This window comes from Brevundimonas sp. FV1ye7S, assembly GCF_058680995.1.
In genome coordinates this window covers 2,343,458-2,364,645 of record NZ_CM178726.1, presented here as the reverse complement: position 1 = coordinate 2,364,645, position 21,188 = coordinate 2,343,458, and the positions used below count along the sequence as shown (strand labels likewise).

Annotated in this window: 22 protein-coding genes and 3 riboswitches; of the genes, 5 read left to right on the top strand and 17 right to left on the bottom strand. The window is 68.6% G+C overall.

Features of this window, described 5'->3' with window-relative positions:
• Window positions 1-4: 4 nt before the first annotated feature.
• Entirely contained in the window at window positions 5-1,120 is a 1,116-nt protein-coding gene (gene gcvT, locus ACW18C_RS11600) for a glycine cleavage system aminomethyltransferase GcvT (RefSeq protein ID WP_492070999.1), read from the bottom strand.
• A gap of 55 nt (window positions 1,121-1,175) precedes the next feature.
• A riboswitch (glycine riboswitch) is annotated at window positions 1,176-1,256 on the bottom strand.
• Window positions 1,257-1,260: 4 nt separating this feature from the next.
• A riboswitch (glycine riboswitch) is annotated at window positions 1,261-1,359 on the bottom strand.
• Window positions 1,360-1,526: 167 nt separating this feature from the next.
• Here gcvT and ACW18C_RS11595 point away from each other — a divergent pair.
• Together ACW18C_RS11595 and pncA are read left to right on the top strand one after the other, a co-directional pair.
• Complete coding sequence (locus ACW18C_RS11595) at window positions 1,527-2,498, top strand: class 1 fructose-bisphosphatase (RefSeq protein WP_492070997.1); 972 nt, start codon at window positions 1,527-1,529, stop codon at window positions 2,496-2,498.
• Window positions 2,498-3,130 carry a bifunctional nicotinamidase/pyrazinamidase gene (gene pncA / locus ACW18C_RS11590; protein WP_492070996.1) on the top strand — a complete coding sequence of 211 codons (633 nt, stop codon included), beginning with the start codon at window positions 2,498-2,500 and terminating at the stop codon, window positions 3,128-3,130. The genes ACW18C_RS11595 and pncA overlap by 1 nt, the downstream gene beginning before the upstream one ends.
• A gap of 190 nt (window positions 3,131-3,320) precedes the next feature.
• Here the strand turns inward: pncA and ACW18C_RS11585 are convergent, their stop codons facing one another.
• The 9 genes from ACW18C_RS11585 to xseA all read right to left on the bottom strand — a co-directional run bounded on the left by ACW18C_RS11585 (window position 3,321) and on the right by xseA (window position 11,394).
• Window positions 3,321-4,349, bottom strand: a complete 1,029-nt coding sequence (locus tag ACW18C_RS11585; RefSeq protein WP_492070994.1) for an adenosine deaminase — start codon at window positions 4,347-4,349, stop codon at window positions 3,321-3,323.
• Window positions 4,346-4,756, bottom strand: a complete 411-nt coding sequence (locus ACW18C_RS11580; RefSeq protein WP_492070993.1) for a type II toxin-antitoxin system VapC family toxin — start codon at window positions 4,754-4,756, stop codon at window positions 4,346-4,348. The genes ACW18C_RS11585 and ACW18C_RS11580 overlap by 4 nt, the downstream gene beginning before the upstream one ends.
• A 17-nt stretch (window positions 4,757-4,773) precedes the next feature.
• The gene (locus tag ACW18C_RS11575; RefSeq protein WP_008261351.1) at window positions 4,774-5,013 is read right to left on the bottom strand and encodes a FitA-like ribbon-helix-helix domain-containing protein; all 240 of its coding nucleotides are present in this window, start codon (window positions 5,011-5,013) and stop codon (window positions 4,774-4,776) included.
• A gap of 46 nt (window positions 5,014-5,059) precedes the next feature.
• Entirely contained in the window at window positions 5,060-5,821 is a 762-nt protein-coding gene (locus ACW18C_RS11570; RefSeq protein WP_492070991.1) for a PIN domain-containing protein, read from the bottom strand.
• Between the two features lie 121 nt (window positions 5,822-5,942).
• Window positions 5,943-7,745, bottom strand: a complete 1,803-nt coding sequence (gene argS, locus ACW18C_RS11565) for an arginine--tRNA ligase (protein WP_492070990.1) — start codon at window positions 7,743-7,745, stop codon at window positions 5,943-5,945.
• Window positions 7,745-8,419 (bottom strand): Tat pathway signal sequence domain protein, encoded by a 675-nt coding sequence (locus tag ACW18C_RS11560; protein ID WP_492070988.1) that lies wholly within the window; start codon window positions 8,417-8,419, stop codon window positions 7,745-7,747. Before ACW18C_RS11560 ends, argS begins: the two co-directional genes overlap by 1 nt.
• A 68-nt stretch (window positions 8,420-8,487) precedes the next feature.
• Window positions 8,488-9,054 carry a DUF3035 domain-containing protein gene (locus tag ACW18C_RS11555; protein ID WP_008261403.1) on the bottom strand — a complete coding sequence of 189 codons (567 nt, stop codon included), beginning with the start codon at window positions 9,052-9,054 and terminating at the stop codon, window positions 8,488-8,490.
• Between the two features lie 174 nt (window positions 9,055-9,228).
• A complete protein-coding gene (lspA, locus tag ACW18C_RS11550; RefSeq protein ID WP_035307679.1) occupies window positions 9,229-9,735 on the bottom strand; it encodes a signal peptidase II in 507 nt (168 codons plus the stop codon).
• A 57-nt stretch (window positions 9,736-9,792) separates the two neighbouring features.
• A complete protein-coding gene (xseA, locus tag ACW18C_RS11545) occupies window positions 9,793-11,394 on the bottom strand; it encodes an exodeoxyribonuclease VII large subunit (protein ID WP_492070987.1) in 1,602 nt (533 codons plus the stop codon).
• A gap of 64 nt (window positions 11,395-11,458) precedes the next feature.
• Between xseA and ACW18C_RS11540 the strand changes: the two genes are divergently transcribed.
• Window positions 11,459-11,620 (top strand): hypothetical protein, encoded by a 162-nt coding sequence (locus ACW18C_RS11540; protein WP_492070985.1) that lies wholly within the window; start codon window positions 11,459-11,461, stop codon window positions 11,618-11,620.
• 56 nt (window positions 11,621-11,676) lie between these two features.
• Window positions 11,677-12,951, top strand: coding sequence for a phosphoribosylamine--glycine ligase (gene purD, locus ACW18C_RS11535; RefSeq protein ID WP_492070984.1), 1,275 nt, complete (start codon window positions 11,677-11,679; stop codon window positions 12,949-12,951).
• A 65-nt stretch (window positions 12,952-13,016) separates the two neighbouring features.
• Here the strand turns inward: purD and ACW18C_RS11530 are convergent, their stop codons facing one another.
• Window positions 13,017-13,346, bottom strand: a complete 330-nt coding sequence (locus tag ACW18C_RS11530; RefSeq protein WP_492070982.1) for a hypothetical protein — start codon at window positions 13,344-13,346, stop codon at window positions 13,017-13,019.
• A 103-nt stretch (window positions 13,347-13,449) separates the two neighbouring features.
• Window positions 13,450-14,133, bottom strand: a complete 684-nt coding sequence (locus tag ACW18C_RS11525; RefSeq protein WP_035307683.1) for a murein L,D-transpeptidase catalytic domain family protein — start codon at window positions 14,131-14,133, stop codon at window positions 13,450-13,452.
• 114 nt (window positions 14,134-14,247) lie between these two features.
• Here ACW18C_RS11525 and ACW18C_RS11520 point away from each other — a divergent pair, with 114 nt between their 5' ends.
• Window positions 14,248-15,573: a metal-dependent hydrolase family protein gene (locus ACW18C_RS11520; protein WP_492070981.1), complete on the top strand. Its 1,326-nt coding sequence runs from the start codon at window positions 14,248-14,250 to the stop codon at window positions 15,571-15,573.
• On the opposite strand, the gene lpxK is transcribed toward ACW18C_RS11520, so the two are convergent.
• From lpxK to ACW18C_RS11495, 5 genes are read right to left on the bottom strand one after another with little or no spacing between them, the layout of a single operon-like run.
• Window positions 15,558-16,574 (bottom strand): tetraacyldisaccharide 4'-kinase, encoded by a 1,017-nt coding sequence (lpxK, locus tag ACW18C_RS11515; RefSeq protein ID WP_492074010.1) that lies wholly within the window; start codon window positions 16,572-16,574, stop codon window positions 15,558-15,560. The genes ACW18C_RS11520 and lpxK overlap by 16 nt on opposite strands.
• Window positions 16,571-17,875, bottom strand: coding sequence for a 3-deoxy-D-manno-octulosonic acid transferase (locus ACW18C_RS11510; protein ID WP_492070979.1), 1,305 nt, complete (start codon window positions 17,873-17,875; stop codon window positions 16,571-16,573). Before ACW18C_RS11510 ends, lpxK begins: the two co-directional genes overlap by 4 nt.
• On the bottom strand, window positions 17,872-18,555 hold the full coding sequence (locus ACW18C_RS11505; RefSeq protein WP_492070978.1) for a lysophospholipid acyltransferase family protein: 684 nt from the start codon (window positions 18,553-18,555) through the stop codon (window positions 17,872-17,874). Before ACW18C_RS11505 ends, ACW18C_RS11510 begins: the two co-directional genes overlap by 4 nt.
• Window positions 18,552-20,381 (bottom strand): ABC transporter ATP-binding protein, encoded by a 1,830-nt coding sequence (locus ACW18C_RS11500; protein ID WP_492070977.1) that lies wholly within the window; start codon window positions 20,379-20,381, stop codon window positions 18,552-18,554. The genes ACW18C_RS11505 and ACW18C_RS11500 overlap by 4 nt, the downstream gene beginning before the upstream one ends.
• A gap of 31 nt (window positions 20,382-20,412) precedes the next feature.
• Window positions 20,413-20,928, bottom strand: a complete 516-nt coding sequence (locus ACW18C_RS11495; protein WP_492070976.1) for a COG3650 family protein — start codon at window positions 20,926-20,928, stop codon at window positions 20,413-20,415.
• A 104-nt stretch (window positions 20,929-21,032) separates the two neighbouring features.
• A riboswitch (FMN riboswitch) is annotated at window positions 21,033-21,176 on the top strand.
• Window positions 21,177-21,188 lie beyond the last annotated feature (12 nt).

Genomic DNA, 21,188 nt, shown 5'->3' with positions numbered 1-21,188 from the left:
ATCCTCAGACGGTCTTCGGTTTGCGGTAATAGCGTTGCGCCACGAAGGGCATGGCGACGACTTCGGCGGCGGCGGACTTGCCGCGCACGACGACCTTCAACTCCGTACCCAGCGCGGCATACGCCGGCGGCACGAAGCCCATGGCGATGTTCTTGCCCAGCGTAGGGGAGGGGCCGCCCGAGGTGACCTTGCCGATGACGTTCCCGTCAGCGTCGGCGATCTCGGCGCCTTCGCGGGCCGGGGCGCCTTCCTTGACGATCAGGCCGATGCGGACTCGCGACGGACCCTCGGTCAGTTCTTTCAGGATCCGGTCGGCGCCGCTGAAGTCCGCGCGCTCCTTGCGCGACTTGGACAGGGCGAAGGTCAGCGCGCCTTCGACCGGGCTGGTGGTCGGGTCGATGTCATGGCCGTGCAGCGGCAGGCCGGCTTCCAGGCGCAGGCTGTCGCGGGCGCCCAGGCCGATCGGCTTGACGCGGGCGTCCTCCAGTATGGTGTTCCAGACGCGCTCGGCCTGGTCCGCCGGCACCGAGATCTCATAGCCGTCCTCGCCGGTATAGCCCGAACGCGAGACATAGCAGTCGACGCCGAACAGCATCAGCCGGGCGCATTCCATGAAGCCCATCTCGGCCAGGAGCGGCTCGTACGCCGACATGACTTCGGCGGCTTCCGGTCCCTGGATGGCGATCAGGGCGCGGTCCAGCACCGTCAGTTTGGCGTCGCCTTCTAGGTTCGCGTCCCAGAAGGCGAAATCCTCGTCCTTGTTGCCGGCGTTGACGACGACGAACAGGCCGTCGTGGTCGGGGCGGCCGGCCATCAGGTCGTCGATGATCCCGCCGTCCTTGTTCAGCAGCAGCGAATATTTCTGCTTGCCGGCCTTCAGGATTTCATAGTCGCCGGGCACGAACCGCTCGAACTGGGCGGTCGCGTCGGCGCCGGTGATCTTGCACTGGCCCATGTGCGACACGTCGAACAGGCCGGCGTGTTCGCGGGTCCAGCGGTGCTCGGCCAGGACGCCCTCATACTGGACCGGCATGTCATAGCCGCCGAAGCCCACCATCCGGGCCCCCAAGGCGCGGTGCGCGGCGTTCAGGGGCGTGGTCTTCAGGGCTTGGTCGGTCATGGTTCAGGCTTTCACGGTCGCGTTTGGTGGCGGAGCTCCGCCGTCTTCGCGCCCCCGCTGTCCTGAAGCCTGAGAGATTCCGGCGGTCAGACCACCTTGCTCCGTCGGCGCGCCCATCAAGAGCGACTTTCCAGCGTCCGTATGCTGTCGCGGTCCGTTTGCCTGAGCGTTTCCGGGGCGGTTGCGCCTTCGGCGTCGGGGGGCAGCCTGCCGGTCCCGAACTCTCCCGCGAGAGCATCCGACCTAAGCCACCGACTCCGGGCCCAAGTCAAGCGTCGGCGGCTTTCGGAGGCCGTCCGGCGGCGTCATTGTCGCCGTTCGCATCGTCGGTTGTTGCGTCGCCCTTGCCCTCGTGCCGTTGGCCCGCCAAGAACGGGAACCGCCTCAGCCGCACCGGACCGACCGCATGACCGCCGACCGCACCCGTCTCGACGCCCATATCGCCGCGCTCGACGCGCCCGAGGGTCTGAAAGCGGTGCTGACCGTCGTCGCCGCCACCTGCGCCGACATCAGCAAGGTCGTCGCCGGCGGCGCCCTGGCCGGGGCTCTGGGCGCCTCGGGCCAGATCAATGTCCAGGACGAGGAGCAGAAGAAGCTCGACGTCATGACCAACGACATGCTGACCGACGCCCTCCTGGCCTGTCCCGCCGTCGCGGGCGTCGCCTCCGAGGAGATGGACGAGGTCCAGCCGGCCTCCCATTCGACCGGCGACTATCTGGCCCTGTTCGACCCGCTGGACGGCTCGTCCAACATCGACATCAACGCCATGGTCGGGACCATCGTCTCGGTGCTGAAGTCCGCCACGCCGACGCCGACCGAGGCCGACTTCATGCAGCCGGGCCGCAATCAGGTCGCGGCCCTCTATGCCCTGTACGGTCCCCAGACCATGCTGGTCCTGACCACGGGTGCGGGCGTGAAGGGCTTCACCCTGTCGAACGACGGCGACTGGATCCTGACCCACGACGACATCGCCATATCGCCGGACACCAAGGAGTTCGCCATCAACATGTCGAACCTGCGCCACTGGTCCGAGCCGGTGCAGACCTACATCGGCGACCTGCTGAAAGGCGACGAAGGCCCGCGCGGCAAGAATTTCAACATGCGCTGGGTCGCAGCCATGGTCGCCGACGTCCACCGCATCCTGATGCGCGGCGGCGTCTTCCTCTACCCGTGGGACAAGCGCGAGCCGAACAAGCCCGGCAAGCTGCGCCTGATGTACGAGGGCAATCCCATGGCCTTCCTGGTCGAACAGGCCGGGGGCAAGGCGACGACGGACGGGACGCAGCCCATCCTGGACGTCCAGCCCGAGCATCTGCACCAGCGCATCCCCGTCGCCCTGGGTTCGGCCAACGAGATCGACGCCTACGCGGGCGTGTGATGCTTATCCGCCCGACTGACTCCCTCCTGGTCATCGACCCGCAGAACGACTTCTGCGAGGGCGGCGCTTTGGCGGTCGCGGGCGGGGCGGGGATCATGCCGCTGATCAACCGGCTGGCCGAACGGTTCTCCCGCGTGATCCTGACCCAGGACTGGCACACGCCGGACCAGATCAGCTTCGCCTCCAACCACCCCGGCGCGGCCCCCTTCACCGAGATCGAGGTCGCCTACGGCCGCCAGATGCTGTGGCCCGATCACTGTATCCAGGGCGCGCCCGGCGCCGACTTCCATCCCGACGCGGCGCCCACGGTGCAAAAGGCCCTGGCCGTGATCCGCAAGGGCTCCAACCCGGCGGTCGATTCCTATTCCGGCTTCTTCGAGAATGACCATCGCACCCCGACGGGCCTGGCCGGCCTGCTGCGCGACTTGGGCGTGACCCGCGTCTTCCTCGCGGGCCTGGCCTTCGACTACTGCGTCCGCTTCACCGCCGAGGATGCTGTGCGCGAAGGCTTCGAGGCGGTGGTCATCTCCGACGCCAGCCGCGCGATCGCGCCTGAGACGGCGGCGGCGGCGCGGGACAGTTTCCGGGCGCTGGGGGTGGCGGAGAGTGGGGCGGCGAGCGTCCTCGCCTAAACCCCTCTTTCGTCATCCTCCGGCGAGCGCAGCGAGACCGGGGGACCCAGCGGCGCGCGTGAGCGCGAACCTGTCGCGGACGAGGTGTTCAAACATCGAGCGGCGGAACCGCATCGCCTTCGGCGCCGCTGGGTCCCCCGGTCTGCGCCGCGAAGACGCGGCTTGCCGGAGGATGACGAAAGAAGAGGCGTCAGCCCGCCTTCGCGTAGGCCTCCACCTCCGCCAGATACGCCGCCTTCTCCGCCTCGCCCAGGAACGACCCCTCGAAACTGTTCCGCGCCAGCAGCGTCACCTGTTCCTTCGTCAGGCCCACCGCGGCCGCCAGCCGGCTGTAGTTGTCGTTCACATACCCGCCGAAATAGGACGGGTCGTCCGAGTTGAGGGTGACGTGCAGGCCCCGACGCAGCATCTCGGGCACGGGGTGGTCCTTCAGGTCGTTCACCACGCACAGTTTCAGGTTCGACAGGGGGCAGACGGTCAGGGTCATCCGCTCGCGCGCCAGCCGCTCCACCAGGGCCTCGTCCTCCATCGAGCGATTGCCGTGGTCCATCCGGTCGATGTGCAGAAGGTCCAGCGCCTCGTGCACATAGGCCGGCGGGCCTTCCTCGCCGGCGTGGGCGCACAGTTTCAGGCCCAGGTCGCGGGCGGCGGCGAAGACGCGCTGGAACTTGGACGGCGGATGGCCGACCTCCGACGAGTCCAGTCCCACCCCGATGAAATGGTGCAGATAGGGCTTGGCCGCCTCCAGGGTCGCGAACGCCTCCTCCTCGGTCAGGTGGCGCAGGAAGCTGAGGATCAGTCCCGAACTGACGCCCAGTTCCGCCTTGGCCCGGTCCATCCCCGCGATCAGCCCCTCGACCACCACGCCGAAGGCCACGCCCCGATCTGTGTGGGTTTGGGGATCAAAGAAGATCTCGGCATGGCGCACGTTATCGGCGGCCGCCCGCTGGAAATAGGCGAAGGCCAGATCCTCGAAATCCTTGCGGGTCAGCAGCACGGCCGCTCCGGCGTAATAGATGTCCAGGAAGTCCTGCAGGTTCGAGAAGTCATAGGCCGCCCGCACCGCCTCGACGCTGTCATAGGGGATGGACACCCCATTGCGCTGCGCCAGCTCGAACATCAGCTCCGGCTCCAGCGAGCCCTCAATGTGCAGGTGCAGCTCCGCCTTGGGCAGGCCGGCGATATAGGCGTCGAGGGTGGTGTCAGCTTGTACGTTCATAGGCCGTTCTCCCGTGCATAGTCGTCCAGACCCATGATCTGGATGGTCGTCGCGTCGGACGCCCGCGTCTTGGCGATGAGTTTCTTGTCCGCCGTCAGAAGGGGCGCGCCCAACTGTTCGGCGTGGGCGATGTAGAAGCAGTCATAGGCGGGATGATCCAGCGTGATCGCCAATTCCACCGCCCGTTCGATCAGCCGGCGACCGGGCTCTACATCCAGGGTCATGGTTTCGATCAGTGTGACCGCCTGCATCGCCTGATCGCGAGTGATGTCGCCCATCCGACAGCGCTTCCAGATGATGTTGGCGCATTCCGACAGGATCAGATCAGGCGCCGACCAGGGCTGAGCGCGCAGGGCGGCGACGGCGATGGGGCTGTCGGGTTCATAGAGCGCGACCTTGATCGCCACGCTCGCGTCCACGACGATCAACGAGAATCCCGATCTTCGCGGATCAGGATTTCGGAGGGCGTGCTGAGCTTTCCCTTGGTGGCGTCGCGAAGGGCGGCGGCGCGGCGCTCCCACTCCGCGTCGATACGAGGCGTCAAAGCCTTGCGAAGGATCTCGCGATGCTCCGCCTCGGCCGAGCGATTGTTTTCCTGGGCGCGCTTCTTCAGGGCGATGGCGATGTCATCGTCGATGTTGCGGACGTGGAGGTTGACGGGCATGGTCGCTCCTTGTGCTAGCACATATAGCATGAGGCCCTCGTCGCCACTAGGCGTTCGACACCACCAGCCGCAGATGTCCAGCCTTGGTCTTCCCTGCGTCGTCGGTCGGCGGCGGATCGGGCGGCGGGGGCAGGATGGGGCGGGCGCTCCAGGCCTCGGGCCGTTCGATCCAGCCCTTGGCCGTCTTCAGTCGGTCGGGCAGCATCGACTGGGCCAGCAGATTGGAGCCGATCCCCACCAGTTCGTCGGTCCAGTTGGCGATCTGGCGGTTGTGAAGCCGGCCGGGCGGGGCGACGCTGACGATCCGCTTGTCCGGATAGGCCTCGCGCACGAACCGCACGGTAGCCGCATGGTCCCCGTCGGTGGTCAGCAGATAGACGCTATCGACCCGGTTCGCCGCCACATCGTCCGCCACCGCCAGGGCCAGGTTGACGTCGCTCTGCTTCTCCGTCGCCGAACTCCAGCCGTGTCCGCAGGCGCGACAGTGTTCGCCATGGACGATAAAATGCCCCATCAGACAGCGCACGCCCCGCGCCCTCAGCGCGGCTTCATAGCGGAACTGCGCCTCCATTCGCGCCCTGGCCTGGGGCTTGTGCGCGCTGACCCAGACGACGCAGGTCAGCCGCTCCATCGGATCGATCAGCCCCCGTCCCAGGGCCTGCAGATCCAGCCACAGCCATTCGCGCCGCTTCTGGTCCAGCAGGGCGTGAAACAGATTATAGCCGTCGACATAGAGGACGGCGCGGCGTTTCAGGAACGGCGGCGTGAAATCGCCGGGACCGAAACCGCGAATGGCCCCATCGGCCATGCGAATGCGTCCGTGATGCTGACCGTAGGGTTTCCCCATCCGTCGTCCGCCCCCTGTCCCCCGTAAAGGTTAATCAGAGGAGCGCAGCGGAGTCCGCGTCTTTCAGGTCACAGAACGGCGGTCACATCCGTTCGGGCGTCTCGATCCCCAGCAGGGTCAGCGCCGTCTCGAGCTGACGCAGGGCCGCAGCCGACAAGGCCAGGCGCGAAGCCCGCGTCGCCTCATCTGGCGCGACCAGCACCGGGCAGGCGGCGTAGAATTTCGAGAACGATTGCGCCACGCGATAGGCGTGCTCCGCCACCAGATGCGGCATCCGCTTGTCATAGGCGTCCGACACGGCGGTCGAGAAGGCGTCCAGCGTCAGGGCCAGATCGCGTTCCGCCTGTTCGGCGATGACGATGGCGCCGGGCGTCGCGCCCTGTTCGGCCGCCTTGCGCAGCAGGGATTTGATCCGCACCGACTGGTACAGCAGATAGGGGCCCGTCTTGCCCTCGAAGCTCATGAACCGGTCCAGATCGAAGACGTAGCTGGTGGTGCGGGCGTTCGAAAGATCGGCGAACTTCAGGGCGGCGATGGCCACCTTGTGCGCGATGGCTTCGAATTCTTCCGGCGACAGGTCGTCGCCCAGCTTGGCTTCCTTCAGCCGCTCGCGCGCCTTGTCCGTCGCCTGGTCGATCAGGTCGCGCAGCTTCAACACCCCGCCCGCACGGGTCTTGAACGGCTTGCCGTCCTGGCCGTTCATGGTGCCGAAGCCCAGATGCTCCAGCGCCCCTTCGGCGGCGTAGCCGGCCAGATAGGCGGCGCGGAACACCTGTTCGAAATGCTCGGCCTGGCGTTCGTCGACCACATAAAGGGCCAGGTCCGGCGCCAGGGCCTTCTTGCGGTCCAGGATCGTGGCCAGGTCGGTCGTGCCGTACATGGCCGAGCCTTCCGAGCTGATCACCAGCAGGGGCGGGGGCGAGGGGGCCTCGATCACCGAACCGTCGGCCAGCTTCTTCTTGCGGGTCTCGCCGGGCTTGGCGACATGCACCACCTGGGCGCCGTCGTCCTCGACCAGCAGACCGGTCGCCTTCAGATGCGCCAGCATTTCCGGCATCAGGGGATCGGCGTCGCTCTCGCCGTTCCACAGATCGAAATCGACCGAAAGGTCGCCGTACTCGCGTTTCAGAGCCTCGCGGCTGACGGCGACGAAATGCTTCCAAAGCGCGCGATAGCCGGGACGTCCGTTCTGCAGCTCCGCCGTCGCCTTGCGGGCGCGGTCGCGGAAGGCCAGGTCTTCCTTGGCCTTGCCGGCCGCCAGCGGATACAGCCGGTCCAGATCGGCCAGGGTCACGGGGCTGTCGGCCGAGAACGGGCCGTCGCCCTCGACGAGGAAACCCTCAGCCAGGCCCTCGTCGCCGCAGGCGACGATCAGCAGCCCCATCTGGAAGCCCCAGTCGCCGAAATGGGCGTCACCGGTGACATGGTCGCCGCGGAAGCGGAACAGCCGCTTCAGGCTCTCGCCGATGATGGCGCTGCGCAGATGGCCGACGTGCATCGGCTTGGCCACGTTCGGACCGCCGTAGTCGATCACCACCTTGCGCGGATCGGCCACCACGGCGGCGCCCGCATGCTCGGCGTCGGCGGCCACCTCTGCGGCGCGTTCGGCCAGCAGCGCATCGGCCAGCTTCAGATTGATGAAGCCCGGTCCCGCCACCTCGACCGAGGCGAAGCGCGGGTCGGAGCTCAGCCGCTCGGCGATCCTGCCCGCCAGTTCGCGCGGATTGGCCTTCAACGCCTTGGCGGCGGCCAGGGCGCCGTTCGACTGGAAGTCGGCCAGGTCGGGGCGGTCGGACGGGGTGACACGGGCCAGGGCCGCATCCACGCCTTCGGCGGCGAAGGCGGCGGCGACCGCTTCGCTGAGAACGGTCTTCAGATCAGCCATTATTGGTTCGGCGCAGAGGCTTGGGCCGGCACGCCGGCGTTGACGCGGAAGCGGCTGCCCGAGCGGTTGAACTCGGCCATTTCCGGCGTGACGTCGAAGCCGATCAGGACTTCGAAATTGCCGCCGCTGGTGTCGATGCCCGCGCGGGGGATCACGATGGTCCGCTGTTCATGGACCGAGGCGGTGCGTTGGCCGTCGAAATCCACCGGCAGGTCGAAATATTCCTTGGCCAGGATGGCGTTGTTGCGCTCGGTCACGGCAACCCAGTAGCGATAGGTCTTCTGGTCACCCGCCGCCTTTTCGCCACGGCCCAGCTCGAACAGGATGTCCATATCCAGGCGGATCGGATCGGCCTCGCGGTATTCGCAGTCAGCGGACACGCCTTCGATCTCGCCGGTGTAGCCGACGTTGGAAACGGCCGCGCGGCCGCCTTCCAGCTCGACGTAGCGGGCGGCGTCGTACAGCACCTTCACGAAGGGGCAGGGGCCGGCGTTGGGCCGGCGGCGCAGGGGCGCGATGCGCGGCGCTCGGCTGGGAGCGTTTTCAGCACCATCGGCCTGCTGGCCGCTGGAACTGCGATCACGCTGGCGCTGCGAGGTCTGCGCCTCGGCGGCGACGGGCAGGACAGCGGCCGCAATGGAGACGGCGGCCAGGGCGGAGAGCACGCGACGCATCAGTTATCTTCCGACAGCGAGAGGACCAACGCCGTGGCAGGCGTCCTTAGAAAAGAGGCGAAGAGGTCTTAGAGACCGGGCAGCTTGAAGCCGCCGCTGCGACGCGGGGTGATGGTGATGGCCTGTTGGCCGCCGGTCAGGGCCTGAAGACGCGCGGCCTCGGTCGTGGCGTCGATCGTCGTCTGACCTTCCGAGGTTTGGCGAACGGTCGGCGCCTGGGTCGATGCGTCATCCTTGCGCCAGAACATCAGGCGGTTGGCGAAGCTTTCGTCCTTGTGCGCGATGTCGCCGAACTCGTCGTCGACGACATAACGGGCCAGGGGATCGGCCTGGTCGGCGCCGGCCTGGGCGACCAGGACCTGCTCGCCCGGGGTGCGGGTGACGGCCTGGCGCTGACCCAGCAGAATCTGACGGGCGGCGCTTTCAGGCGCGAGTTCCTGCGGACGCGGCTGGCCGGGTGCGGGCGGGCGAAGGCCGTACTCGGGCGGGACGCTGAGCGGGGCGGTGGAGACGGTCACGAACTCGTCCGGCACGACCTTGGTCAGGCCGATGCCTTGCTTGAGGCTGCCGCAGGCCGACACGGCGAGCGCGGCGGAGGCGGCGAGGGTCAGTACGGCGACGCTGCGGATACGCATGGGTTCAGGCTCTGATCGGCTGATGCTCGAAACGCCTCTACGGGCGTTGTTGGCATAGTGAAGACGGGGTGATTACGACTTTTCGGGGGCCGCGCCAACCTTCGAGCCTGATCTGCTGCGCCGGCGATCTCGCCGAGGCCGCGAAACGGGCTTTGGATCAGTCGAAAGCCGGTTTCAGGCCTTGGCGGCCTTGTCGGACAGGAAGCTGTCCAGAATCAGCAGAATGACGCCGATGGTGATGGCGCTGTCAGCGATGTTGAACACCCAGGGGAAGACGCCCGTGCCGGAGAAGTCGATGAAATCGACCACATAGCCGAAGCGGACCCGGTCGATGACATTGCCCAGGGCCCCGCCCATGACGAAACCGATGGCGGTGATCAGCAGGCGGCGATTCGACTGGGTCGCCCACCAGGCCAGGCCGGCCGAGACGATGACCGAGAAGATGGTCAGGCCCCAGCGCGCCTCGCCCCCGCCGAACAGGCCAAAACTGACGCCGGTGTTCTGAACAAAGGTGAAGCGCAGGATCGGCGGCAGCACCTCGGCGAAGACATAGCCGGGCGGGATCTGGCTGATCGAGGCGACGTCGGGCAGGCCCAGAATCCAGGCCTTGGTCCACTGGTCCAGCACGATGATCAGAAGGGCGAAGCCATAGGCGGCCAGGGCGATGCGAGGGATCTTCATGGGGCGGCGGTTAGCAGGAAGCGCCGCCGGGGCGAAGCGGAAAACGGACGGAACCGGTCAGAACAGGTCGCCTTGCCCCGGCGCGGCAGGCTTGGGCCGAGGCGCCGGCCGCGCCGGGGCGGACGCTGTACGGCCGTCGCCGCCGTCGATGATCGCGCCCCTTGCGCCGTCACCGAACACAAGACGCACCGCCTGGCCCGCCTCCAGCGTCGCTGCGGAAGTGATCCAGTCGCCGTCCGGATTTTCCACCCGCGCGAAGCCGGGCTTGGGCCGGCCGGGGTCCAGCGTGGCCAGGGCGCGCGTCAGGCCCGCCAGCCGATCCGCGTCCCGTTCCAGCCGACGCGGCATGACGCCGTCCAGTCGCGCCCCAAGCGCCTGCAACCGCGCCTCGCGTTGGTCCAGCCGACGATGCAGGGGGGCGGGCGACAGTCGCGCCGAGACTTGCAGCAGCCGGCGCTCGCTCCGTGCGACGCCGGCCTGCAAGGCCGCGCCCAGCCGGTCGCCCGCGCCGCGCAACCGGTCCTGTCCTCGCTCGATCCGCGCCCGCAACAGGGCGGGGCTCAGCTTGCCGCCTGTGACGGCCAGGTGCCGTTCGTGCAGGGCGACATTGCGTTGCAGCCCCGAACCCAGCCGGCTGGCGGCGTTGTCCAGTCGCTGCTGCGCCAGGGCCAGCAGATCCTCCGGCCGCGCCGGCAGACCCCGCGCCACGGCGCGCAGCCGCGTGCGCCGATCCTCGATCAGCCGCCCGCCGGCCAGGACCATCCGCCGGTCCAGGTCGGCGACCGCATATCTCAGGTCCGCCAGCACCGGCGTCGCGATCTCGGCCGCGCCCGTCGGCGTCGGCGCGCGCCGGTCGGACACGAAGTCGATCAGGGTGGTGTCCGTCTCGTGCCCCACGGCCGAGATGATCGGGATCCGGGCCGCCGCGACCGTCCGCGCCAGTCCCTCGTCGTTGAAGCACCACAGGTCCTCGACCGAGCCGCCCCCACGGGCCACGATCAGCAGGTCGGGGCGGGGAATCGGTCCATCGACGGTCATCGCATCGAACCCGCGAATGGCGTTGGCTACCTGGCCGCTGGCCGCCTCGCCCTGGACCACCACGGGCCAGACGATCACCCGGCAGGGCCAGCGTTCGGCGATCCGGTGCAGGACGTCGCGGATCACGGCGCCCGTCGGGCTGGTGATGACGCCGATGGTGCGGGGGAACTGGGGCAGGGGCTTCTTGCGCCCCGGCTCGAACAGGCCCTCTTCGCGAAGCCGGACCTTCAGCCGCTCCAGCTGCGCCAGCAGGGCGCCGGCTCCGGCCGCCTCCATGCTCTCGATCACGATCTGGTACGACGACCGCGCCGGATACGAGGTGATCTTGCCGGTGACGATGACCTCCAGCCCCGCCTCAGGCTGGACCCCCAGGCCGCGCACCGATCCCTTCCAGATCACCCCGTCGATGGCCGACTTGTCGTCCTTCAGGGTCAGATAGATATGGCCCGATGCATGCCGATTGACCTTGGACACCTCCCCCCTCAGCCGGACGTGGCCGAATCGCTCCTCCAGCGTCCGCTTCAGGGCGAACGACAGTTCGGAGATCGACAGGGGCGGATTGTTGTCGCGCGGGGCGGCGGCCTCGGCCGGGCCTTCGAACACATAGGAGTCGTCGCTCATCGGCCCATCCTAGCCTGCGTCGCCTCTTGCGGGAACAGGATCGACGCCGCCCCGTTCGGCTTTCATGGCCGCCGACCCCCAAGGAACCGATCCGGACGACCGCGACCCGCGCGAGCGCGACCTCATGCGTCGCAGCGGCGCCGGCGGGGCCATGAGCCCCTGGCTGATCATCGGCGGGATCGCCCTGATCGGCCTGGTCGTCTACGTCCTTTCCGCCCTGTTCTGACGCTTCAGCCCGGCGGACGCTTGACCGCCCGACGCAGGCCCGTCATTGCCGACTTCATGATTATTCTTCTCGTCGGATCGGGCGGGCGCGAACACGCCCTGGCCTGGAAGATCGCCCAGTCGCCGCTGGTCACCCGCCTCGTCGCCGCCCCCGGCAATCCGGGCATCGAGAAGCTGTGCGAGCTCCGTTCGGTCAAGGCCGACGACGCGGAGGGCCTCGCCGCCCTGGCCCGCGAGATCAAGGCGGATCTCGTCGTGGTCGGGCCCGAGGTCGCCCTGGCCGCCGGTCTCGCCGACCGTCTGACCTCGGCCGGCGTCCCTTGCTTCGGCCCCACCGCCAAGGCGGCCCAGCTGGAGGTGTCCAAGGCCTTCTCCAAGGCCTTCCTGGAACGCCACGAAATCCCCACCGCCGGCTACGGCGTCTATGACACGGTCAAGGACGCCAAGGCCGCGCTGGACGTGTTCAAGCCTCCCTATGTCATCAAGGCCGACGGCCTGGCCGCCGGCAAGGGCGTGGCCATCAGCCCGGATCGCGCCGACGCCGAGGCCGAGATCGAGCGCATGCTGGGCGGCCGCTTCGGCGCCGCCGGGGCCCGCGTCGTGATCGAGGAGTTCATGGACGGGGAGGAGGGCTCCCTCTTCGCCCTGTGCGACGGCAAGCAGGCCGTCCTGTTCGGCGGCGCCCAGGACCACAAGCGCGCCTTCGATGGCGACACCGGCCCCAACACCGGCGGCATGGGCGCCTATTCGCCCGCTCCGGTCTTCACCGCCGACCTGGTGCAACAGGCCGACGAACTCATCGTCCAGCCCACCATCCGCAAGATGGCCGAGGAGGGCGCCCCCTATCGCGGCGTTCTCTACGCCGGCCTGATGGCCACGGCCGACGGCCCCAAGGTCGTCGAGTTCAACGCCCGCTTCGGCGATCCCGAATGCCAGGTGTTGATGATGCGGATGACCGGGGACATCGTCCCCTATCTGCTGGGCTGCGCGCGGGGCGACGTCTCCGGCCTGCCGTCCCCGGCCTTCAAGCCCCAGACGGTGATCTGCGTGGTCATGGCGGCCAAGGGCTATCCCGACAGCCCGCTGGAAGGCTCGATCATCCGCGGCGTCGATCAGGACTTCGGCCCCCACGTCCAGGTCTTCCACGCCGGGACCCGACGCCGCGAAGACGGCCAGCTGTGCGCCGCTGGCGGCCGCGTCCTGAACGTCTGCGCCGAGGGCGACGACATCGCCCAGGCCCGCGAACGCGCCTATGCCGCCATCCGGAAGATCGACTGGCCCGGCGGCTTCAACCGCTCCGATATCGGCTGGCGGGCCCTAGACCGGGGCTGACTCCAACAACCAACCTTCGGTTTTGATTTGACGAAACAGCGGCAAAGCTTCCAACTCGGCCCATGTCAGTTCGTCGCAAACTCACGGCAGGCGAGTTCCTTGAGCGGATTGCGTCCGAGTTCAAATACCAGTCGCCGCTTCCGCGTCTGAAGGTCTTCGGGGACGAGGGTCTGCTTATCTGGCGCGACAAGGGCGTCAAAACTGGCGTGGTAATCGGTCCATCGGTCGGTGGCGCCTTCGTCTTCCTGCGAAGAGCGCGAGTTCGCGTGGAAGCCGTTACCGAAGCCGTTGGAATTTTGGAGGACGTCTTCCGAGGCGAGATCGTAGAAATCCAGGCGTTCGGGCCTGGAGGCGGCGACATATGGCTGGCGCACGTCAACGCGCCGGCGGTGCATGTTTCGCGTTTTGACCGCAGCAAAGGCGTCGAGGTGCCGGTGTTTACGCGTATGGCGTTTGGGCCTTGGCCGTCAGCCAAAGGCTAAAACCCGGACCTGAGCCTTACGCCCAGGCGAACAGCAGCCGGCCTTCGCCCATGCGTTCGCGCAGTTCGGGCAGATCGGTGTGGGCGACCGAGAAACAGCCGTAGCTGCGACCCAGTTTGCCTTCGCGCGCCAGGAAGTCCGGGTCGGCGTAGTCGGCGCCGTGGATGATGATGGCCCGCTCGCGGGCCTTGTCGTTTGAATATTCCAGCCCGTCCAGCAGGACGTTCGGCCCCTGTTGCGACCCCCAGCTGGCGCCGGCGGTGGCGTAGGCGCCGACCGAGGACATGTTGGAATCCGGCGTATTGGAGAAGCGCTGGGCGTAACCTGAGTGGCTGGGGTCGGAACCGCGACCGTGGCAGGTGCGCAGGACCTTGACCTCGCCGGCGACCAGATCGACCTCGTACAGCCGCTCTTCGCCCGAGAATTTCTGGAAATCGACCAGATACATGCGGTCGCGAAGCGGGATCTTGTGGTGGTGGACGTCCAACGCCGTCATGGCGCGTTCCATCAGTTCCTTGCGGACATGACCGCGCGGATCCAGCGGCGGAGGCGTCACGCTTACGGTCTGGATCGGGGCCGCAGGGGGGACGACCGGCGCGACTGTCGCGGCGGTGGTGAGCGGGGCCTTGGCGCTCGCGCTGGCGCAACCCGCCAACATGGCCGATCCGCCCAGAATAAGCCCTCGTCTCGATAGCCGCATGCGACGCCCTCGTTGCGGTTGGTCTTCAGGCGTGTTTGTTTCAAATGGTTACGGGCGAAGCAACCTTGGCCTTGTGGGGCGATTTTGCGGCGCACCTGTTTGGGGGAGAAATCGATGAAGCGTTTCGGTCTGGCGATGGCGGCATGGGGGGCGTTGGCCGCAGGCGCAGCGGCGCAGCAAAGCCCCGCAGGGGTTGGGGTTTCTCCAGAGCCGACGACGATGTTCGTCGAGGCCGGGCGATTGCTGGCCGACCCGTCGAACGGCGTTGTGCAGCGCGGTAAAACTCTCGTGATCAGAGGGAACCAGGTCGTCGAGGTGCGTGACGGCTTCGTCGGCGACCCGGCGCAAGGGCAGGTCATCGACCTGCGGACCGCCTTCGTCCTGCCGGGACTGATCGACAGCCACGTCCATCTGACGGGCCAGCAGAACCCCAATTCCCGTCTGGAAGAGGTCACCCTGTCCGACGCGGATCAGGCCATGGTCGGCGCCCGCTACGCCCGCCGCACCCTGATGGCGGGCTTCACCACCGTCGCAGACCTGGGCGCCGGCAATCAGGCGATCTTCGCCCTGAGAAACGCAGTGCGGAACGGCGACGTGCCGGGACCGCGCATCATCGCGTCGGGATCGTCGGTCTCCATCCACGGCGGCCATGGCGACATCAACGGCTATCGCGACGACGTCATGCATCTGCTGTCGTCCGAGAGCATCTGTTCGGGGGCGGACGACTGCATGCGCGCGGTCCGCACCCAGGTCCGGGCCGGCGCCGACATTATCAAGATCACGGCCACGGGCGGGGTCCTGTCCAACACCGCCGCCGGTCTGGGCCAGCAGTTCAGCGACCCCGAACTGACCGCCATCGTCGACAGCGCCCACCGCATGGGCCGCCAGGTCACGGCCCATGCCCACGGCGTGGACGGGATCAACGCCTTCCTGCGCGCGGGCGGCGACTCCATCGAACACGGCACCTATCTGGACGACCAGTCGATCCGTCTGTTCAAGGCCAACGGCGCCTGGCTGGTGCCCACGCTGTTGGCCGGCGATTTCGTCGCCCGCATCGCCTCGGGCCCCAACAACTTCTTCACCCCGGCCCAGACCGCCAAGGCGCTGGAGGCGGGGCCAAAGATGCTGGACATGGCGCGCCGCGCGCATGAGGGCGGGGTGAAGATCGCCTTCGGCACGGACAGCGGCGTCTCGGCCCATGGCGACAATGCTCAGGAGTTCGCGCTTCTGGTCCGCGCCGGCCTGACGCCCCTGGAGGCGATCCAGGCGGCCACCGTCGGGGCCGCCGAACATCTGCGGATTTCCAGCGAGGCCGGAAAGATCGCGCCCGGCATGCCGGCCGACATCGTCGCGGTGTCGGGCGATCCGCTGACGGACGTGACCGAACTGGAGCGGATGAAGTTCGTGATGAAGGGCGGAGCCGTCTATCGCGCCGACTGAAGACGGGCGTTCAGGAAGGCGGCGAACCCCGCCTGATCCTCGAAGCGGGCGGCCACCGGCCAGGCCGTCACATCGGCCCGCTGGTCGGGCGTCAGCCGGACCCAGTCCTTTTCCGTCGTGACCAGACCGGCCTGGAACACCGCCGCCCGCGCCCGCAGGAAGGCCATGTCCTCGGGTCTATAGGCCGCATGGTCCGGGAAGGGGACGAAGTCCGCTAGGTCGCAGCCGGCCGCCTTCAGCGACCGCTCGACCTTCCAGGGCTTGGCGATGCCGGCGAAGCCGACCTGCGGCCCGGCCGGCGGCGGACCTTCGGGCGTCAGCCGGCACAGGAAGACGGGCAGGGCGCCGAAGGCGGCAAGCAGGTCGGGATCGGCCGTCTCGACATCGGCGGGCAGCATCACCACCACGGCGTCGGCGCGCGCCAGTCCCGCCGCCAGGGGCTCGCGCATCGGGCCGGATGGAAACACCGAGCCGTCGCCGAACGGCCATTCGTCCTCGCGCGTCTCGCCGTCCACGACGATCAGGCTGACCGTCTTCTTCAAGGCGGGGTTCTGATGGCCGTCGTCCAGCACCAGCACCTGCGCGCCCTCGGCCGTCGCCGCCCGCGCGCCCGCGACCCGATCCCGCGCGATCCAGGCGGGCGAGGCTTGCGCCAGCATCAGGGGCTCGTCGCCGACGTCCTCGGCGCTATGGATCTGCAGATCGACGCGCACCGGCCCCTCCAGCCGCCCGCCGTAGCCGCGCGACAGGGCCTGAGCCTCTACGCCTGCCGTCCGCAGCAGTCGCAACACCTCGCGCGCCACCGGCGTCTTGCCCGATCCGCCCACCGTCAGATTGCCGACCGAAATCACCGCACAGCCGGGATCGACCGGGACCGCCCGCGCGATCCGCCGCGCCGTGACGCCGGCCCAGATCCAGCCCAGGGGCTTCAGCAGGGTGCGGGTCAGCCGGGCGTGGCTGCGTTCTCGCACATACCACCAGCGGGGGGTGTTCAGCTTCATCGGCCCGAACCCGTCCTGGTCGCCGTCTTCGGCGTCAGCGGCGACAGGAAGGTCCACAACCGGTCCAGTCCGCCGCCCGCTTCGGCGGCGGCGCGACGCGCGCGCTCGCCCATGGCCTTGGCCGCTGCAGGATCGGCCAGCAGGGGCTCGACCGCGCCGGGCAGGTCCCAGGGCGCCTGAACCAGGACCAATCCTCCGGCCTGGGCCAGGGCCGAGGTCACGGTGGCCCAGTTGGAGGCGTCGGGTCCGGTGATGGTCGGCCGCGCCAGCCGCGCCGGCTCCAGCGGATTGTGCCCGCCCACCGCCGGCAGGCCCAGGGCAGGGGCGAAGGAGCCGCCCATCACCACCACATCCGCCAACCGCAGGAACAGCCCCATCTCGTTCAGGGTGTCGGCCAGATAGACGTCGGTGTCTCGACCGATGGTCTCGCCCCGCGACCGCATGGCGAAGGCCACGCCCTCTCGCTGCAGGGCTGTGGCGATATGCGGTCCCCGTTCCGGATGGCGCGGCGCCAGGATCAGGCAGGCGCGGTCCGCCAGCTTATCCAGGGCGCGGACAATGGCGATCTCTTCGCCTTCATGGGTGCTGGCGGCGACGACCACCGGCCGGTCCCCGATGGCGGCGCTCAGGCGGCTGAAGGCGGCGGCGTCATGGGGCAGGGCGTCGCCCGCCAGCTTCAGATTGACCAGGCCGTCGATCCGCGCGCCCAGGCGCTCCAATCGCTCACCCGACGCCTGATCCTGGGGCAGGACCAGGTCGAAGACCCCGGTCAGCGCCCGCGCCGAGGCCGGAAACCGCGCCCAGCCCTCGGCCGTCTTTTCGGTGATCCGTGCGCTGACCAGCGCCAGTTTGACGCCGCGTCGATGCGCCTCCAGCAGCATGTTCGGCCACAGTTCGCTTTCGACGAAGATCGCCAGGCTGGGCCGCCAATGATCCAGGAACCGCGCCACGACGCCGGGCCCGTCGACCGGCGCATACTGGTGGATGGCGCCCTTGGGCAGCCGTTCGGCCAGGATCCGGGCCGAGGTCACGGTGCCCGATGTCACCAGCACCGTCAGGTCCGGCCGGGTCTTCACGAACCGTTCGACCAGGGGCAGCAGCGACAGGGTTTCGCCCACGCTGACGCCGTGCAGCCAGACCAGATCGCCGGCGGGTCGTTCGGCGCGGGTGAAACCCAGCCGCTCGTCGACGCGCGCAGGGTCTTCCTTGCCCCTGTGCGCGCGGGCGTCCAGCAGGCGCGGGGCGAGCGGCTCCAGCGCGCGGGTCAGCAGTCGATAGGCCAGCAGCGGCAGGGGCGTCACGGCTTCAGCCCCGTGATCGCGTCAGCCCGCGCCTCGACCGCGTTCATGCGGGCCGTCCAGTCCTCGATGACGGCGGCCATGTCGCCGCCCTCGGGGAATTCGGCGCGGTCCCAGACGATCGCCCCCTTGCCGAAGGGCAGGGGCAGGACGGCGCGGTCCCAGCTGTTCAGGCGGATCGCCGGATTGCACGACAGGCCGATGAACAGGGCCGGCGCCTTCGACAGTTTCGCCATCAGGGGCAGGCCTTCGGCCATGGTATTGGCCGGGCCGCGCGGCCCATCGGGCGTCACGGCCAGGGCGCCGATCTTCAACTGTTTCAAGCCGTCGCGCAGGGCCTGTGACCCGCCCTTGGCCCGGTCGGCCTTGTCCTTGTTGGCCGACGAACCGCGGACGGCGGGAAAGCCCTGACGCGCCACGGCCTTGGCGATGAACTCGCCGTCGGCCGACAGCGAGATCAGCCCCTTCGCCGGTTGCGCCCGGTCCAGCGGCCACGACGCCGGGGCCAGGCCGATCCGCGAATGCCAGAAGACGCAAAGAACGCCGCCGCCCTGAGCCCAGACCTCTTCGGCGACCGTCTGGTTCTCGTGGGTCCAGCGGATGGTGGCGAAGCAGAACTGCATCCACTGCGCCAGCGCCCAGGCCAGGACGGACTGGATCACCGGGTTGCGCAGCGGCCTCACGCGACGGTCTCGACCGTGGGCGGCGTCCCGTCCAGAGACTGCTGGCGGGCCAGTCGGGAATAGAGGCCGCCGCGCGCGACCAGGACGACGTGCGGGCCTTCCTCCACCACGCGTCCGGCCTCGATCACATAGATGCGGTCGGCGTTGCGAACGGTCGACAGACGGTGGGCGATCATCAGGGTGGCGCGCCCTTCCATCAACCGCTCCAGGGCCGCCTGGACCAGGGCCTCGCTCTCGGTGTCCAGGGCGCTGGTCGCCTCGTCCAGCAGCAGGATGGGCGCGTCCTTCAGGAAGGCGCGGGCGATGGCGATTCGCTGGCGCTGGCCGCCGGATAGCCGCAGGCCCGCCTCGCCGGCGCGGGTCTCGTAACCTTCGGGCAGGGCGGTGATGAAGTCATGGGCGGCGGCCGAACGCGCGGCCTCCTCGATCTGGGCTTGCGTCGCGCCGGGTCGGCCATAGGCGATGTTGGCGGCGATGGTGTCGTCGAACAGGAAGGGCTCCTGCGTCACCAGGGCGATATGGTCGCGCAGGTCGTTGATCCGCAGCCCACGCACGTCCCGCCCATTGATCGTCACCGCCCCGCCCGTCACGTCATAGAAACGCGGCAACAGGCTCAATATCGTGCTCTTGCCTCCGCCCGACGGGCCGACCAGGGCCACGGTCTCGCCGGGGGCCACCCGCAACGACACCTGATCCAGCGTCGGCGCGCCGCCCGGCCCATAGGCGAACGACACCTGGTCCAGCACCACCTCGACTGGCCCGGGGGACAGGGGCGCCGCATCAGGCGCCTCACGGATCTCGGCCTCGATGTCCAGGGCGCCGAACAGGCGGCGCGCGGCGGTGAAGCCCTCGCTCATGACCGTCGCCAGATTGGTCACCTGACGCAGGGCCTGACCGGCGGCCAGCAACATGCCGATGAAGGCGGCGAAACCGCCGACCGTCATCTCGCCCGACTGCGCCCGCCATCCGGCATAGGCCATGACGGCAGCGACAACGATATAGGCCACCAGATCGCTGGACGGTCCCGCGAAGGCGCGGGCGTTGGCGCCCTTGATGACGTGGCGCTGGCGACGGGCCACCACCTCTGCGACGCGGTCCTGCTCAGCGGCCTCGCGGTTTTCGATCTTGATCAGGCGAACCCCGTCCAGATTCTCCATCAGGGCGGTGGACAGGTTCTCGGTCTCGGCCATGGCGCCTTGCGCGGCCTTGCGGGTCTTGCGCCCGAACCGGCGCAGCACCAGCGCCACCAGCGGCACCCCCAGCAGCACCACCATGGTCAGCTGCCAGTCGATGAAGCCCATATAGATCAGCACGGCGATCAGGGTCAGCAGGTTCTGGGTGTAGTTGACCACGCCCGAGGTGAAGGCCTCGCGCACCATATTGGCGTCGAACAGAACCGACGAGACGAAGCCGCCCGAATGCTGGCTGCGCAACCGGGCCAGATCGGCGCGGATCATGGCCCCGAACAGACGGATCTGGATGTCGCCGACGATCGTGTGACCCAGCCGGTTGACCAGGGCCGCCTGGCCCAGCGCCGCCAGGGTCCGCATCACCGCGACCGCCAGAATGGCGGCCGGGATCCAGATCAAGGCCTTGTCGGCCGGGAATGTGATCACGCCGAACAGGCTGATCGGCTCGGTCCCGCCCAGGAACAGGCCGTTCACCGCCGGTTCCAGCAGTTTCAGCAGGGCCGCCGTCAGCAAGCCCGTCATCGCCGCGCAAAGGACCGACAGGATCAGCGATCCCTTGTGCCGGGACAGGTAATCGCGCCAAATCCGCGCCAGCAGGGCGCGCAGGGGCATGGTCTCGGAAGCGGGCGCGGTCATCGGCCTTCGGTCGTCCGAGCCGCCCCTCAAGTCAAGGCTTGTCAGGCGACGGCGGAAGAGACCGCCGCTCCTCGTCGGCTCGGATCAGGGTTTCGCCCGGCGCGTCGTCGATCCTGACCGCCGGGGGGACGGTCGGATTGGAGGCGTAGCGTCGCCCGTCGAACGGCACGGCGGCCTCATAGCCCTGGACGATCCCGCCGCCCGCCACCTGAACCCCCAGCGCGCGGCGGCCGTGGTTTTCGCGTTCCAGAAGACGAATGGGCGCGCGGGCCACGCTGATCTCTCCGACCGAGCGATAGGCCGGTCCGTCGCGGTCCAGAACCAGCAGGCGGCATCCGCCCGAGCCGCACCAGGCCGGTCCGGTCAGATAGACCAGAGCCGTCTTGCCGTCGGGGGTGAGGGCGGCGGTGTAGCGGGTCGTGGTCGTCGCGTCGCCGGCGCGCTGTTGCAGATAGGCGATCAGGGACGGGTCTTCAGGCGGCGTGGTCTGGGCGATGGCGCCGCCGGCCGGCAAGGCGACGGCGATGACGGCGGCGAGGATCTTCATGGCGGCGCTTCCGGCGTGACGGGCTTCGACGCCTGAACGCCTGAACGTCGAGATGGTTGAAGATCGAGCGGCCTTTTTCTAAGTAGGGTGCGCAGGTTCGCCTGCAGTGTTCTCAGGGCGGGGTGCGATTCCCCACCGGCGGTAAGGCGGCGACGCCAAGCCCGCGAGCGCTCCCCCGGCTTGGGGAGGTCAGCAGATCCGGTGTGATTCCGGGGCCGACGGTATAGTCCGGATGAAAGAGAACGGGACCCAACGCCTCG